The 15,737-nt window shown below is 68.4% G+C and carries 15 protein-coding genes; 2 read left to right on the top strand and 13 right to left on the bottom strand.

What is annotated here, in order from left to right:
• Positions 1–11 precede the first annotated feature (11 nt).
• Positions 12–1,238 (bottom strand): MFS transporter, encoded by a 1,227-nt coding sequence (locus ACQPYM_RS02260; RefSeq protein WP_433013951.1) that lies wholly within the window; start codon positions 1,236–1,238, stop codon positions 12–14.
• Positions 1,239–1,324: 86 nt separating this feature from the next.
• Between ACQPYM_RS02260 and dinB the strand changes: the two genes are divergently transcribed.
• Positions 1,325–2,518: a DNA polymerase IV gene (gene dinB, locus ACQPYM_RS02255; RefSeq protein ID WP_433013948.1), complete on the top strand. Its 1,194-nt coding sequence runs from the start codon at positions 1,325–1,327 to the stop codon at positions 2,516–2,518.
• Here the strand turns inward: dinB and ACQPYM_RS02250 are convergent, their stop codons facing one another.
• From ACQPYM_RS02250 to ACQPYM_RS02215, 8 genes are all read right to left on the bottom strand, one after another.
• On the bottom strand, positions 2,519–3,709 hold the full coding sequence (locus ACQPYM_RS02250) for a Cmx/CmrA family chloramphenicol efflux MFS transporter (RefSeq protein ID WP_433013945.1): 1,191 nt from the start codon (positions 3,707–3,709) through the stop codon (positions 2,519–2,521).
• Between the two features lie 50 nt (positions 3,710–3,759).
• The gene (locus ACQPYM_RS02245; RefSeq protein ID WP_433013942.1) at positions 3,760–4,332 is read right to left on the bottom strand and encodes a TetR/AcrR family transcriptional regulator; all 573 of its coding nucleotides are present in this window, start codon (positions 4,330–4,332) and stop codon (positions 3,760–3,762) included.
• A 46-nt stretch (positions 4,333–4,378) separates the two neighbouring features.
• Positions 4,379–5,038 (bottom strand): hypothetical protein, encoded by a 660-nt coding sequence (locus tag ACQPYM_RS02240; protein ID WP_433013939.1) that lies wholly within the window; start codon positions 5,036–5,038, stop codon positions 4,379–4,381.
• Between the two features lie 98 nt (positions 5,039–5,136).
• Positions 5,137–5,793: a hypothetical protein gene (locus ACQPYM_RS02235; RefSeq protein WP_433013936.1), complete on the bottom strand. Its 657-nt coding sequence runs from the start codon at positions 5,791–5,793 to the stop codon at positions 5,137–5,139.
• A 67-nt stretch (positions 5,794–5,860) separates the two neighbouring features.
• Complete coding sequence (locus ACQPYM_RS02230; RefSeq protein ID WP_360275716.1) at positions 5,861–6,523, bottom strand: DUF5063 domain-containing protein; 663 nt, start codon at positions 6,521–6,523, stop codon at positions 5,861–5,863.
• Positions 6,516–7,115, bottom strand: coding sequence for a recombination mediator RecR (gene recR, locus ACQPYM_RS02225; protein WP_020391097.1), 600 nt, complete (start codon positions 7,113–7,115; stop codon positions 6,516–6,518). Before recR ends, ACQPYM_RS02230 begins: the two co-directional genes overlap by 8 nt.
• A gap of 1 nt (position 7,116) precedes the next feature.
• A complete protein-coding gene (locus ACQPYM_RS02220; protein ID WP_433013931.1) occupies positions 7,117–7,725 on the bottom strand; it encodes a YbaB/EbfC family nucleoid-associated protein in 609 nt (202 codons plus the stop codon).
• Between the two features lie 805 nt (positions 7,726–8,530).
• On the bottom strand, positions 8,531–11,731 hold the full coding sequence (locus ACQPYM_RS02215; protein ID WP_433013928.1) for a DNA polymerase III subunit gamma and tau: 3,201 nt from the start codon (positions 11,729–11,731) through the stop codon (positions 8,531–8,533).
• Between the two features lie 99 nt (positions 11,732–11,830).
• Here ACQPYM_RS02215 and ACQPYM_RS02210 point away from each other — a divergent pair, with 99 nt between their 5' ends.
• Positions 11,831–12,241 (top strand): hypothetical protein, encoded by a 411-nt coding sequence (locus ACQPYM_RS02210; protein WP_433013925.1) that lies wholly within the window; start codon positions 11,831–11,833, stop codon positions 12,239–12,241.
• On the opposite strand, the gene rfbA is transcribed toward ACQPYM_RS02210, so the two are convergent.
• From rfbA to ACQPYM_RS02190, 4 genes are read right to left on the bottom strand one after another with little or no spacing between them, the layout of a single operon-like run.
• A complete protein-coding gene (rfbA, locus tag ACQPYM_RS02205; protein WP_433013923.1) occupies positions 12,205–13,077 on the bottom strand; it encodes a glucose-1-phosphate thymidylyltransferase RfbA in 873 nt (290 codons plus the stop codon). The genes ACQPYM_RS02210 and rfbA overlap by 37 nt on opposite strands.
• Before the next feature lie 40 nt (positions 13,078–13,117).
• Positions 13,118–13,891: an ABC transporter permease gene (locus ACQPYM_RS02200; RefSeq protein ID WP_433013920.1), complete on the bottom strand. Its 774-nt coding sequence runs from the start codon at positions 13,889–13,891 to the stop codon at positions 13,118–13,120.
• A complete protein-coding gene (locus ACQPYM_RS02195) occupies positions 13,891–14,661 on the bottom strand; it encodes an ABC-2 family transporter protein (RefSeq protein WP_433013917.1) in 771 nt (256 codons plus the stop codon). The genes ACQPYM_RS02200 and ACQPYM_RS02195 overlap by 1 nt, the downstream gene beginning before the upstream one ends.
• Entirely contained in the window at positions 14,658–15,674 is a 1,017-nt protein-coding gene (locus ACQPYM_RS02190; protein ID WP_433013914.1) for an ABC transporter ATP-binding protein, read from the bottom strand. The genes ACQPYM_RS02195 and ACQPYM_RS02190 overlap by 4 nt, the downstream gene beginning before the upstream one ends.
• Positions 15,675–15,737 lie beyond the last annotated feature (63 nt).

The following is a 15,737-nucleotide window of genomic DNA, read 5'->3' as shown; positions in this document are numbered from 1 at the left end:
GACCTTCTTTCTCAGACGTCTTGAGCCACTGGCTGCGGTACGACGGGTCCCGCGTCCCGCTCGTCGGCCGGGGTGTGCGGCGGGACCCGCAGCACGGTCACGGCTGCGGCGAGGGTGAGGACTGCGGCCATCACCCAGACGTAGCGGACGCCGAAGGCCTCGACGACCACGCCTGCGACGGCCGAGCCGACAGCGCCGCCCGCCATCCCGGCACTCTGCATCCAGCCGAAGATCTCGGTCTTGACCGACTCCGGCGTCATGCTGCCCAGCCGCTCGTACAGCGCGGCGACCATGGGCGCCAGCCCGCACCCTGACAGCATCAGAGCGAACCCGAGCGACACCGGCGACCAGGTGGCGAAGGCACAGAGCAGCATGCCGGCCGAGACGAGGAGCGCCCGCCGCCAGACGTACGACTTGCGGCGGCCGGGCAGAGCACCGGCCAAGATGCCGCCGACCAGACTGCCGATCGCCCAGACCGCTTCCAGCCCGCCGGCGATCAGGCGATTACCGTGCGCATCCGCGAACGCCACGATCCCGAGCGAGACCGACGCGAACGCCGTGACAGCGAACGCGAACGCAAGGATCAAAGGCAACCGATGGCGATGCCAGAGCAGCTGCGGCGCCGTCAGCCGCGCACCCTTCGACTCGTCGTGCGGGACCGCCGGAGGCTGCCGCAGACCGAACCACCAGATCGAGATTCCGGCCGCGACAGCAGCAGTCAGTACTCCGACCCGCGGGCTGGCGAAGGCGACGATCAGAGCACCCAGCATCGGGCCGATCGCGAACAACACCTCCGCCGCTGTCGCATCCAGCGCATAGGCGACCCGCAGCCGGGAGCCCTGGACGATGCGCGGCCAGGCAGCTCGCAGCGTCGACCCGACCGGCGAGACGAACGCCCCGGCCAGTCCAGAGATCACCGGCATCAGCCGGTACGACTCGGACGGCAGGAGGGCGAGCACGGCCATCGCCACGCCCCAGGCGACTCCGGTGCCGATCACGACTCCCCGGGCACCACGGCGATCGGCCAGCCGCGACCAGACCGGGCCGCCGACCGTCATACCGACGGAGTACGCGCCCGCTACGACACCGGCCCAGCCGAAGTTGCCGGCGGCGTCCTTGGCGAGGAAGGACATCGGTACGAGCGCCGCGATGACGGGGAGCCGCGCGACCACCGCCGAGGTGAGCAGAGCGAAGACACCCGGTGTCTGCCAGAGCGCGCGGTAAGCCGACAGGTCCATGAGCCGCATTCTGTCCTGTCACACCGGCGTTGCGCCTCGGGATTTCTCCCTATTCGGGCCGTCCGAGAGTATGCGAACATGTGTTCGTGCCCGACGGTGAAGCGACCATTCTGCATGCCGACCTGGACGCGTTCTACGCGTCGGTCGAGCAGCGGGACGATCCACGCCTGCGCGGCCGCCCTGTGATCGTCGGCGCCGGGGTGGTGCTCGCCTGCAGCTACGAGGCGAAGGCGTACGGTGTCCGCACGGCGATGAACGGCGGCCAGGCGTTCAAGCGCTGCCCACAGGCGATCGTGGTCCAGCCGCGCATGTCGGCGTACTCGGAGGCTTCGAAGGCGGTCTTTCGCGTCTTTGAGAACACCACGCCCCTGGTCGAGGGCCTGTCGATCGACGAGGCTTTCCTGGACGTCGGCGGCTTGCGCAAGATCTCCGGTACGCCGGTCGAGATCGCCCGGCGGTTGCGGGCCGCCGTACTGGCTGAGGTCGGGTTGCCGATCACCGTCGGGGTCGCGCGGACGAAGTTTTTGGCGAAGGTGGCCAGCGGGGTGGCGAAGCCGGACGGGTTGTTGGTGGTGCCGCCCGATCGGGAGCTGGAGTTCTTGCATCCGCTGGCGGTCGAGAGGTTGTGGGGCGTCGGTGAGGTGACCGCTGAGAAGCTGCGGAATCGTGGGTTGACGACTGTTGGTGATGTCGCGATGCTGCCCGAGGCGGCCCTAGTGGCGATGCTTGGCAGGGCGTCGGGGCGGCATCTGCATGCGTTGGCGCACAACCGGGATCCGCGGCCGATCGAGGTCGGGCGGCGCCGGCGGTCGATCGGGTCGCAGCGGGCGCTGGGGCGGTCGCCGAAATCGGCGGAGACGTTGGACGCAGTACTGGCTGGGCTGGTCGATCGGGTGACTCGGCGGATGCGGTCGGCCGGGCGCGCTGGGCGGACGGTGACGTTGCGGCTGCGGTTCGACGACTTCAGCCGGGCGACCCGGTCGCATACGTTGCCTCAGGCAACTGGTCAGACGCGGGCGATCCTGGTCACCGCGCGGTCGTTGATGGCGACGGCGCGGCCGATGATCGAGAAGCAGGGCATCACGATGGTGGGTATTTCCGTCGGTAACTTGGAGAACGAGGCGAGTGTGCAGCTGGCCTTGCCGTTCGACAAGGCCAGTAACGACGAGCTGGATTCCGCGCTGGACGGGGTGCGGGACAAGTTCGGGTGCGATGCGGTGACGCGCGGGAACCTGCTGGGGCGGTCTCAGGGGCTTACTGTTCCGATGCTTCCGGACTGATCAGCTGGTCACTGCTTCCTTGGGCGGTGCGGTTGGGGCTGTGGGTGCGGCCGGGCGGGTGGCGGCGAATATGACGGTGAGGAGGGCGAGGGCGCCGATGGCGGCGCCGATCCAGCCCAGCGCGGCGTACCCGGTGCCGGCTTCGATGGCGATTCCGCCCAGCCAGGGCGCGATGGTGATGCCGACGTTGAACGCGGAGACGTTGACCGCCGCCGCGAGGGTCGGCGCACCTTCGGCCAGGCTGAACACGCGGGTGTTGACGGCCGGGTTGGTAGCGAATCCGAAAGCGCCGAGCAGCAAGATCAGCGCGATGGCAACGATCGGCTGATCGGCCCACAGGGCAATTCCGACGGACAGGGCGATGAGTCCGCTGATGCCGATGAGGAGTGTGGCGAACGGACGCCGGTCGGAGGTGCGGCCGCCGATCGTGATGCCGATCAGGGCGCCGGCGCCGTACAGGGCGAGCACTGCGGGGACCCAGCCCTCCGACAGGCCGGTGACGTCGGTGAGTAGCGGCGCGAAGTAGCTGAAGGTGACCAGCAGGGCGCCTGTGGACAAGGCGGTTGTGGAGTAAGCCAGCCAGAGGCGCGGGTTTGCCATCGCGCGGAGCTCGGCTGTGATTTGCTTTGCTGGGGTGCGGTCTGGAGTGGTCCGCGGAACTGTGACCAGTATGCCGGCCATCGCGACTGTGGACATCAAAGCGACGCCCCAGAAGGCGGCTCGCCATCCGAGGTGCTGACCCACGGCCGTTCCTGCGGGCAATCCGACGATGGTGGCGACAGTGAGTCCACCGGCCACGATGCTCATCGCCCTGCCGCGTCGATCGTCTTCGACCAGCCCCACTGCCGTGACTGCGGCGACGGCCCAGAACCCGGCGTACACAAAGGCGCCGACGGCACGCGTGGCGAGCAGTACTTCGTAGTTCGGCGCGAGCGCACCGACGACATGAGTGAGCGCGAAGACCGCGAGGAAGGTCAGCAGCGCAGTACGACGCGGCCAGCGAAGCGTGACGACTGCCAGCACCGGAGCCCCGACCAGCATCCCAACCGCAAATGCCGAAATCAGGAGCCCGGCATCCGAGATGGAAACCCCCAGATCTTGGGACAGCTCTGGGAGCAGGCCGGTGAGCATGAGCTCCGAGGTGCCTTGGGCGAAGATCGCCAGGCCCAGCACGTAAATGGCAATGGGCATGAGTCAGCTTCCTTCCGTCGAAGGTGTTTGGCCGTGCGGCGCGGCCGTCGTCAGATAGCGGTCAGTGCGGTGGTGGCAACTGATTCGAGAGCGGCGCGGTCGGCGCCGCTGCGGGCCAGCACCCGCAGGCCGCTGATCGTCGCCACCACGAACCGGGCCAGGCTCTCCGCGTCCTTGTCCGCCGCGATCTCGCCGGCGCGCTGACCGGCCTCGATCGCGGCAATCAGTGCAGCCAGCCGAATCTCCTGGTCGCGCCGCAGCCGATCGGCGATCGCCGGCTCATGCGGAGCAAGCTCGACCATCGAGTTGACCACCAGGCAGCCAAGCGGGTCCTGCTCATCCGGCTCCACCGCCCACCAGAGCACCGTGCGGATCTTCTCCCGCGCCGGCAACTCACCACCCAGCAACTCCAGGGCAGCAGCAGTCTTCAGCTCGATGTACCGACCCAGCGCCTTCTCGAACAGCTCCCGCTTACTGGCGAACGTGTTGTAGATACTGCTACGCCCGAGCCCGGTGGCCTCACACAGATCCTGCGTCGACGTGCCTTCGTAGCCGTGCGCCCAGAACGCCCGCATCGCGGCATCAACCGCCCGCTCCTCCACAAACCCTCTCGGCCGCGCCATGCCCCCACCGTAACACATTCTGAACCAATCGATCCAAAACTTCGCTTCAGGGTCGCGGGTAGCCGATCTCGGCGATGTCGTCCTTGAGATTCTTCAACAGGACCTCGGGATTCAGCGCGGTGACGATCTCCTCGGTGAGCGGCATCAGCGCATAGACGTGATGCACCGCGTCGAGCTCCAGCGCAACCTCGTAGTAGTCCTCCGCGAACGTCAGATACGCCTCCGGCCGCCCATCCGCAAGTAATTCGAACAGCCGCTCGGCGCCATCCTTCTCAACACCCTCAACCGGTCCACACTGCCAACTGTCATCGCCAGCACGACGCCAGAAGCACACCGTGGCCACCGCAACGCCGTTCTCGTCCTTGAACGCAGGCTCATCCAGTTGCGGAGCGAAGACATCCGGCACGCCGTCGAACAGCCCCGGCCAAGGGGACCGTCGGTCGTCGGAGGCGTACGGCGACATCGGTGACTCGTGATCGAATCCACGCGCGAAGGCACCCGCCGGCGAGAACACAATCGCGTACTGATCCCCGGACCCGTTGTCCATCAGAGCCGTTTCCTCGGTCTCCGACCAGCGCGCGTCAAAGCCGAAGTACCGATGCTCCGGCGCAGGACTCAGTACCGCATCAAGCATCGCCAGCGCGCGACTGGTCCGCCGAACCTGGTCGATACCGGGCAGCGTGGCGATCACGTCGTAGACAGACACGAAGCCATCTAAGCGCTTCCGCGGATGGCCGCCCCCAGCAGCCCACCGGGCTCAGACACCGTCAGCCGCCAGGCGGAAGGTCGCAGCAGTCAGTGGGATCAGGAGCTCGGGTAGCCGATCGCGGCGACGTCGCGCTGGAGATCCGCCAGCGTGAGCTCCGGATTGAGCGCGGCGACGATCTCCTCGGTGAGCGGCTTCGACGCGTAGACGTGCCGGATGGCATCGATGTCCAGAGCACTCTCGTAGCAATGCGCCTCGAACCGGCGATAGGCCTCCGGCCGACCGTCCGCGAGCAGCTCGAACATCCAGTCGGCGCCATCCTTCTCAGCGCCTTTGACGGGACCGCAGCGCCAGCGGTCGTCGGCCGGAGTGCGCCAGAAGCACACCGTGACGGCCAAGCTGCCGTCGTGGTCGCGGAAGGCCGGCTCGTCCAGGGCCACCGCCAGCTCATCGGGCAGCCCGATGAACAATCCGGGCCACGTCTTCTTGTCCGGGTTGTTCCAGTGCGAGATCGGCGACGCGTGATCGAAACCCAGAGCGACCGCGCCGCCGGCCGAGAAGACGATCAAGTACTGGTCCCCCGCCCCACTCACCATCCGCGCCACCTCTTGGCTGGTCGCCCGGCGTCGATGGAAGCTGTAGTACCGGTACTCCGGCTCCGGACTCAACACAGCGTCCAGCATCGCGAGAGCGCGGCTAGTCCTCCGTACCTCGCCGATACCGGGCAGCCGAGCGATGACTTCGTAAACAGACACATCACCAGTCAACCGCTCCCGGCGAAGATCCGCTCAGCCTCGTCAAGCCCCTGTGGATAACCGCCTGTCAGCGCCGCTGAACCACTTCTTCGGCGACCTCGACCAGTTCGCGGTCCGTGGCCTCGGTTTCGGGGTCGTGGGCCGGCTCCAGGCGGTCGTGGGCGATCAGCGACTGGATTGCCCGCAGTACGGCGCTCGCCGCGGCGCCCCAGGTGGAGACGTAGGAGAACTGCCACCACCAGAGCGCCTCGATGACCCGGCCCTCTTCGTAGTGCGCGAGTCCGTGCACCAGGTCGGTCGCGATCGCCGTCAGGTCGTCGGAGAGCCGGTTGACGGTGATCTCCGGCGGCGCGGCGTACGGGTCGAACACCTCGGCGTACTCGTCGAGACCCTCGAACAGGATCGCCAGCCGGTCGCGCATCGCGTCGAGATCCGGATCCGGACCCGCGTCGCTCTCGAACCGCTCCTCGGGGACGAAGTCCTCGAACGCGCCCAGCCGCCCGCCGGCCAGCAGCAGCTGGCTCACCTCGAGCAGCAGGTACGGCAGCGAGGCGAGACCCTCGTCGACACCGTCCTCGTCGGGTTGCGCGGCGATGTCCCGCACGGAGATCAGGAAGCTGCGCACCTGATCGGCGATCTGTTCGGCGAACTCGAGCAGATCCTCGGAGTCCGTCCCCAGCGCCCGCTCGGCGATATCCACTGGGCCAGCACTATCGGTTGATTCAGTCATCGATCGATCGTCGCCCTTCAAACGCCCGTCCGAGTGTGACCTCGTCGGCGTACTCGAGATCACCGCCTACTGGAAGTCCACTAGCCAAACGGGTGACGCGCAACCCCATGGGCCGCAGCAAGCGGCTCAGGTACGTCGCTGTCGCCTCCCCCTCCAGGTTCGGATCAGTGGCCAGGATAATCTCGGTCACCTCTCCGCTGGCCAGCCGCTGCATAAGTTCCCTGATCCGCAGCTCGTCCGGCCCGATCCCCTCGATCGGCGAGATCGCGCCGCCGAGGACGTGATAGCGGCCGCGGAACTCGCGGGTCCGCTCGATCGCCACGACGTCCTTGGCCTCCTCGACCACGCAGATCAGCGCGAGGTCGCGACGCGGGTCGCGGCAGATCCGGCACTGCGTCTCCTCCGAGACGTTGCCGCAGATCTCACAGAACTTGACCTTCTCCTTCACCTGCACCAGCACGTGCGCGAGCCGGCGTACGTCGGTCTCGTCGGCCGAGAGCAGGTGAAAAGCAATGCGCTGCGCCGACTTCGGCCCGACTCCAGGAAGCCGGCCAAGCTCGTCGATGAGGTCCTGAACGGCCCCTTCGTACACGTCAGCCCGGGTTCTGACCGGACGACCCGGCCGCACCTGGCGTGGGAGCATCCGGCGTACCGGTCGCAGGCGTGCCCGTCGCAGGCGTGCCCGTCGCAGGCGTGCCCGTCGCAGGCGTGCCCGTCGCTGGGGTGCCGGTCGCAGGCGTGCCCGTCGCTGGGGTGCCGGTCGCGTCGGGGGTGCCGGTTGCGCCTGGCTTGCCGAAGCCGATGCTCGGCTTGCTCGTGGTTTCGTCCTCGTCCTCGGCGCCACCGAAGATCCCGTCGAGACCCGGCATACCACCGCCGAGACCGCCGGCCAGCGGGCCCATCGCGTTCGCCGCAACCTGCTTGGCGTTCTCCGAAGCGTCCCGCACCGCCGCCACGATCAGATCGGCCAGCGTCTCCGTATCGTCAGGATCCACAGCCTGCGGCTTGATGGTCAGGCTCAGCAGCTCACCGGTCCCGGAAACAAGCGCGGTCACCAGCCCACCGCCGGCGCTGCCCTCGATCTCCTGGCTCTCCAGGTTCGCCTGAGCCTCCATCAACTGGCTCTGCATCGCCTGTGCCTGGGCCAGCAGGTTGGACATGTCGAAACCACCAGCGCCCTGCGAACCGCCACCGTCGAACACCGCGATCTCCCGTCCGATCTGCTTGCCCGTCCCACTTGCTCCCCGAGCCTAGCCGGTCCCTCGGACAACCCACCCCGCCAGGCACCACCCCACCGGAAACCGACAAGTATCCCAACCCCCTTCCACAAGTTGTGGACACCTTTATCCACACCCTGTGGACAACCCCACCTCCCCGCCCACCCTCCTCCCCACACCCTGTGGAAACGACGGCCGTAGCTGTGGGCATGGTCAGCGACGGCGCAGGGCTGGCGGGCTGGCGGGCTGGCGGGCTGGCGGGCTGGCGGGCTGGCGGGCTGGCGGGCTGGCGGGCTGGCGGGCTGGCGGGCTGGCGGGCTGGCGGGCTGGCGGGCTGGCGGGCTGGCGGGCTGGCGGGCTGGCGGGCTGGCGGGCTGGCGATCAGTATGCGGCGTCTGACCTACGTCTGACGGCGGTGCGCAACGCCGGGTCAGCGTCAGCGTCAGCGGATGATCCGCTGACGCCGTCTGCGGGCTGGCCATCGGGCGTCATCCCCAGGCAGGCACGCAGGCCAGCTGTCTTGTGGGGCATGCGGTGGTGCGGTGGGCGGCTGCGTGTTGGTTGTCGGACCGCCGAGGCGGTAGCGCTCGCGGGAGATGCGCTGGTGAGTTGGCGGCGCGGCGGGCGGCAGCGGAGTACGGGGGTCGACGATGGGAGCCGTGCCGAAGGCGAACGCCTACCCGGTGATCTGTCCTGCTGTCTCCCCGCCGCCCGCGATCGTCTCGACCGGCGCGGGCTCGCGCGGCGGGTGCATCGGCAGAGCGGCTGACGGAGGGGACAAGCGGTGGGATCAGTTGGGTTCTTCGCTGATGATTTGGGCGCCGAGGGTTTCGGCGAGGAGGTCGGTGTGGCTGCGGGAGTCTTCTTCGAGGACGATGTCGTCGTCGCCGATCGCCTCCGCCTCCTCCTCCGGGGTGAGCGGGGCTTCCTCGACCTGTACCTGGGCAGCGCGCCGGCTCTGCTCGGCCGCGACAGCTGCCTCCGCCGCGCGGCGCTTGCTCGCCGCCTGGGTGCGGCGATCCTCGGTGACCGGCGCCGGGTTCGCAGCCGGCGCGGGCGGTCCATCAGCTTGCTGGTCCGCCTGCAACCCCGCCTGCTCGTTCCCCGCATCCCGTACTACGACCGCCGGCGAACCCGCCGCTCCCAGCTGACCCGCCGCGTTCTCCGGCACCCGTACTGCGGTCGCCACCGCGCCACCATCCGGACCCCCGCCGACGGAGGCATTCGCAGTACCGGCAGCCGAGGCGGAGCCCTGCCCTGCTCCAGCACCCCCGTTGCCTGCGCCAGCGCCGCCCGCACCAGGTCCGTTCGGACCGCCCGCGTTCGCATCGCCGGCATTCGCCCCGCCGGCGTTTGCACCGCCAGCGTTTGCACCGCCAGCGTTTGCACCGCCGGTGTTCGCCCCGCCGGGGTTTGCACCGCCGGTGTTCGCTCCGGAGCCGCTGGTGCCGGGCGCGTTCGCCACGCCAGCTCCGTTCGGCGCGCCTGAAGCATTCCCCATGCCGGGACCCGCGTGGCCGTCGGTCGGTGCGTTGCTGCCGGAGCCCGCCGAGGCTCCCGCATCGCCCCCGTACGCGCCACCGCCACCTGCCGCGCCGCCTGCTGATGCGCCGAGTCCACCCACCGCGCTACTGCCAGCCGCGCTACCGCCTGCTGATGCGCCACCTGCAGCACCGCCTGCCGAGGTGCCGCCGCCAACGCCACCTGCCGCGTGGCCACCTGCCTGCGCACTGCCGCCTGGGGCCGTGTCTGCTGGTCCGCCGGCCGATGGGTAGCCGCCCGGCGCGTTGCCGGGGGGCGAGCTGGCGGGGGCGTCCCAGGATGATGAGGGCGGCGCGCTGGCTGGAGGTGCCGCGGGTGTTGTTGCGGTCGGGTCGCTCGACGGGTCTACGACCGCTTCCACTCGGCGGTTGAGGCCGAGGGTGTCGATCATTGCCTGTCGGAGGATCTCGTCGCTGCCGGATCGGGCGAAGCTCTCCCGGGCACCGGCGTTCACGAGCCCGAGCGTCAGGGTCTGCTCGTCGATCGCGATCACCTGCGCGTTCTGGCTGAGCATGATCCAGGCGAACCGCCGCTTGGCCTTCACCGCCTCGAGAATCTGCGGCCACAACCGTCGGACATCAACCAGCCCGACCGACCCGGACGACGTCCCGGCCACCGCAGGTCCGGCACCCTGAGCCGACACGTTCGAACTGGTTGAGGCGGCAGCTGGCGCTGCCGCAGGCGCTGCAGGAGTCACGTTCGCAGCAGCCGCGCCCGACCGCCCCTGCGCGGATCCCGCAGTCGGCTCATCGCCCCACGCCCCGGACCGGGAACCAGTGTTGTCGACCAGAGCCGGCCCGGCCTGCGAAGCCGCAGCCGCCGGCGCGGACTCGCCCCCGGCCACCCGCCCCTGCTGCTGACCTGCCTGACCTGCCTGACCACCCAACTGTCCCGAGCCACCAGCCGCAGCCGAGGGGTCACCTGCCGTCGACGAACCAGCCTGCCCCACAGGTCCACCCGCCGCTGCCTGCCCAGACGCTGCTGCCCGGCCAGACGCTGCCTGCCCACCAGCCAGTCCGGCCGTTACGCCCGATTGCCCACCCGGCGCCCCCGGCTGCCCGGCTGACACACCCGAGTGTCCGGCTGGCCCGGCCGACTGTCCGACTGGCCCGCTCGACTGGCCAGCCTGAGTCGCCGCAGGCTGATCCGGGTACCCCGCGCCAGGCGCAGTACCGGCTGGGCCAACCCCACCAGCCGCGCCACCGAGGTTCGCAGTAGCGGCGGCTGGCGCAGTACCAGGTGCTCCGCCAGTAATAGTCAGGCGGCGTTCCATGCGGTCGAGGCGGGCCTGGATGCCGTTGGTGGAGTCGTCGGCGCCGGGGAGCAGGACCTTGGCGCAGATCAGTTCCAGCTGGAGCCGGGGAGCCGTCGCGCCGCGCATCTCCAGTAGACCGGCCGCGACGATGTCCGCCGCGCGGGTCAGTTCGGCTGGGCCGATGCCCGCCGCTTGGGTCTGCAACCGCTCGCCTTGGTCCTCCGCCGCCTCGATCAGCCCGGAGGCGACCGCGTTCGGCACTGCGGACAGGATCACCAGGTCGCGCAGCCGACGCAGCAGGTCCTCGGCGAAGCGCTTCGGGTCTTGCCCGGTCTCGATGACCTTCTCGATCGTTTCGAACACGGCCTTGCTGTCGTGCGCCGCGAACCCGTCCACGCACGCGTCGAGCAGCGAGTCCGGGGTGAACCCGAGCAGCTGCACGGCGAGGCGATACGTCACACCCTCGGCGTCGGCACCACCCATCAACTGGTCGAGCACGCTCAGCGAGTCACGCACCGAGCCGGCGCCCGCGCGGACCACCAGCGGCAGCGCGGCCGGCTCGATCGTGACGCCCTCGGACTCACACAGGGTCGCCATGTAGTCGGCGAGCGCCTTCGGCGGGACCAGCCGGAACGGGTAGTGGTGGGTCCGCGACCGGATCGTGCCGATCACCTTGTCGGGCTCGGTCGTCGCGAAGATGAACTTCAGGTGCGGCGGCGGCTCCTCGACCAGCTTCAGCAGGGCGTTGAAGCCCTGCGTGGTGACCATGTGCGCCTCGTCGATGATGTAGATCTTGTAGCGGCTCTCGACCGGCGCGAAGAAGGCCCGCTCGCGCAGGTCGCGCGCGTCGTCCACACCACCGTGCGAGGCGGCGTCGATCTCGATCACGTCGATGCTGCCGGGACCGCCGCGGGCCAGGTCGGTGCAGGACTTGCAGACCCCGCACGGCTCGGCGATCGGGCCCTTCTCGCAGTTGATCGCGCGGGCCAGGATCCGGGCGCTGGTCGTCTTGCCACAGCCGCGCGGACCGGAGAACAGGTAGGCGTGGTTGACCCGGTTGTTGCTCAGCGCGTTCCGCAGCGGAACGGTGACATGGTCCTGCCCGATCACCTCGGAGAACGTCTCCGGGCGATACCGGCGGTACAACGCAAGGGGTGCTTCCACGACGGCAACCCTAGCGCCGAGCGCCGACAAATCCTCCCCGCCACCGCCTTCGGCCTGGTCACGGCCGGTACGACGGCCCTACGGTCGAGAGAAATGGTCAGACTGTTGTGTCTCGGCGGAGGCCACTCGATGAATCGCTCTCGGTCGGTAGCAGTGGTGACCTGGGTCTACGCCGCCATGTTCGGGGTCCCGGCTGTGCCTGTCGTGATCTTCCTCGCCGAGAAGGGCAGACTCCCTTCGCTGTGGGGTCTGTTCGACATGTACGCCGGCCCCTGGTCCTCCCGGCTGAGTGACGGCCGTGTGATCGCCCTACTACTGACCTATGCCGGCCTTGTGCTGGTTGTGGTCTGGTCGGGTTGGCTGCTGTGGCGTGGCCGCAAGGCCGGTGCGGTGCTGAACCTTGGACTGCTGCCGCTGGAGGCCGTCTTCTGGATCGGTTTCGCTCTCCCCGTTCCCTGGCTGTTCGGGATTGCGAGAATCGCACTGGTGTCCAGGTCGGTCGTTCAGCGCAGGCCTTCTTCCAAGAGCCCCAGCAAGTAGGCGCCGTAGCCGGATTTGGGCAAGGCATCGGCGCATCGTTGGAGGCCGGCGTCGTCGATGTAGCCTCGGCGCCAGGCGATCTCCTCCGGGCAGCTGATCTTCTGACCCTGCCGCGTTTCGACCGCGCGGACGAACTCGCCGGCCGCCATCAACGCGTCGAAGGTCCCGGTGTCGAGCCACGCCGTACCGCGCGGCAGCACCTCCACCTGGAGCCGTTTGTCCTGCAGATAACTCGCGTTGACGGCGGTGATCTCCAGCTCACCCCGCGCCGATGGCCTGATTTCCTTGGCAATCGCGACGACATCACTGGAATAGAAATAAAGCCCCGGTACTGCGTACCTACTCTTCGGCCGCTCCGGCTTTTCCTCGATACTCAGCGCCCGTCCGTCGGCATCGAACTCGACCACCCCGTACGCCGAGGGGTCGGCGACCCGATAGGCGAAGATGACCCCGCCGTCGACCTCGTTGAACCGTTGCAGGTGCAGACCGAGTCCCGGCCCGTAGAAGATGTTGTCGCCAAGAGCCAGCGCGACCGGCTCCGACCCGATGAACGACTCCCCGATCAGGAACGCCTGGGCAAGACCGTCGGGGCTCGACTGTTCGGCGTACGAGATCTCCATCCCGAACTGCGAACCGTCCCCGAGCAACCGCCGGAACTGCGCGGTGTCCTCGGGCCGGGTGATCACCAGGACCTCGCGGATGTTCGCCAGGATCAGCGTCGACAACGGGTAGTAGATCATCGGCTTGTCGTACACCGGCAACAACTGCTTGCTGGCACCCAAGGTCAACGGATGCAGCCGGGTCCCGTCCCCACCGGCCAGGATGATCCCGCGCATCCCGCCACGATACCGAGCGCACCAGCCTGCCGCTGTGTACCTACGAGGTGGCACCGGTGTAGCGCCGTACGCCGGTCCGCCACAGCAGCATGGTCCCCAGCGTGAACCCGGCCCCGAGCAGGACGGCTGCGACCAGGATGCTGAGGTCCGACCCACGGGTGAGGGTCTGGGCGGGCCAGGTGGTGATTGCTGCGACCGGAAACGCAAAAGTCAGTAGCCGCTGAAGCCAGCGGCTGTAGATGTCGACCGGGTACCGGCCGAGTTCCCAGGCGGCCCCGTGCAGGACCCCGAGGTTGAGCCGAGGAGCCCAGAACGCCAGCGATGCGAGCGCGACCGACGTTGCCCAGCCGATCACCAGGCCGATCCCAGTGAGCAGGATCCAGCCGCCCACCGCCAAAGGTGACGGGACGATGGCCAGCTCGCGCAGCCCGAGGCCGATCACTCCGATGCCAAGAATGCTCTGCACGAGAGCCAGGGGTGCGTGGCGGGTGCTGGTTGCGAGCAGCACCGTGCTTGCTGGTTGGAGTAGGAAGACGTCGAGCCGGCCGTCTCTGATTTGTTGGGAGAGGTCAGCGAGGCTGGGGTCGAGAAAGGTCGCTCGAAGGCCGGTGATGAGCGCGTAGGTGCCGACCAGAGTCAGCATCTGTCCTTGGGACCAGCCCGCCAGGAGGCCTGTCTGGGTGAAGACGATGCCGATGGTCGCGATCGATGCGGTCAGCTCCACCATCGCCAGGAGGGCGTCGAAAAACAGATTGACCCGGTAGGCCAAGGCTCGTCGCAGCGACAGCGAGAACGCCGTACTCAGGAGTCTCATCAGGCCCCCACGGTGGTGTAGCGCCGGATGCCGAGTCGCCAGGCACCGACGGCGCAACCGCCCAGCGCCGCTGTCCACAGCAGCGCGATCGCGTAGCCCGCCGCTGTTTCAGCGGGCGTCAACGTGCCGGCCGCGAGTTCGGCGGGGAAGCCGAGCATCGACCGGAACGGGAGGAGCTGGGCAATGACCCGAAGCGGATCGGGGAGCATCGCATTCGGTGCTGCGGAACCACCCAGCAGGACGATCAGTACGCCGCCGAAGGCCACGACGGCGTGGACTCGCTCGGTCCAGAACGCGGCCATCGCCAGCGTCCAGACGAACAGGAAACGTAGCGACGCCGCCAGGGCGAGAGCCGGCAGCGCCACCATGATCGCGAGCGGCGAGAAGCTCCCTCCGACCGACAGTCCGACCAGCACGATCAGGGGTACTCCGAGCAGGAACATCCAGAGCCGAACTGCCAGGTTCTCCCCGAGCGGGCCGATGACCGGCGGCTGAGGCCGCAGGAGTGCGGCAGCGACGGAACCGTTGTAGATCGACTGCGCGAACGTGTGGTTCTCGAAGGAGGCCGTCATCAGTGCCACGCAGATCACGGCGAGGTAGTAGCTGCCGACCCTGTCGCCGGCACCGGGGACCTGGAGCCAGACGACGAGGCCGAGCAGCGGCGCTACGGCCTGGCCGATGACCAACGTGAGCAGGAACCACCAGGCGCCCGACCAACCGATGACCTGGCGCCACATCTCGAGCCGCACCAGCCGCACGATCCGGCTCACGAGACGGCGCTCTTCGTACGTCGAAGGCGTTGGTAGGCCTGATCCATCACGCTGTCCAGCGACGGTTCCTCGACGGACAGGTCGGCAACCTCGAAGCCGGCCAGAATCCGGGCCGTCGTTGCCGGCGCAGCGGCTCGGTCCACCCGCAACAGCCACTGGTTCCCCTCGCGCTGCAGGACGTCGCCGTACCGGGTCAGATCTGAGTCGTCAGCTGTGACGGTGACTCGGATCAGTTTGGTCGGGGCGAAGACCGAGCGGAGTTCGTCGCGACGGCCGTCGAAGGCAATAGCGCCGCCGTCGACCAGGATCAGCCGTGGGCACAGCGATTCCACATCGGCCATGGAGTGGCTGGTCAGCAGGACAGTGGCGCCGGTCTGGGCGGAGTACTCGGCGATGAAGGTTCGGACCGCTTTCGCCGCCGAGGTGTCGAGCCCGATGGTCGGTTCGTCGAGAAACAGGACTTTCGGGCGGTAGACCAGCGCAAGCGCCAGGCCGGCCCGCATCCGCTCACCGAGGCTGAGTGCGCGTACCTGCCGCTGGAGGATGCTGTCGAGGTCGAGGAGTGCGCTCAACTCGGCCAGGTTGTTCCGGAACTCGGATTCGGCGATGCGGTAAAGGACCTGCTGGTAGCGGAACGAGTCCAGCACGGTGAGTTCCGGCGCGTCGCCGATCGGCTGACTGCCGCGGATGAGTGCGATCTCGCGCAGATACTGGTGGTGCCGTCGCCAAGGGGTGTGCCCGAGGACGCGAACTCGGCCGCCGGTCGGATGCAGGATGCCGGCCAGGATCTTCATCGTGGTCGTCTTCCCGGCTCCGTTGCGGCCGAGGAAGCCGACGACTTGTCCGGCCGTGATCTGAAAGCTGACGTTCTGGACGGCGTTGACGTCGCGGTACTGCCGCCGGACAACCGCGCGGGCCGCAGCGATCAGTCCGGCGTCCCGGAGCGGGACGCGGTACGTCATCGACAGGTCGTCCACGGCAATAGCGGGCTCTGGCCCGGGCGGAATCTCCATGCTTAAAGTCTATCTTTGAGGTATGGTTTGAGCGTTTTCCGCCTGAAGGAGGATTCTTGCCAT

It is taken from the genome of Kribbella sp. CA-294648 (assembly GCF_050943845.1).
Lineage (GTDB): Bacteria > Actinomycetota > Actinomycetes > Propionibacteriales > Kribbellaceae > Kribbella.
This window is presented reverse-complemented; position numbering and strand designations above follow the sequence as displayed.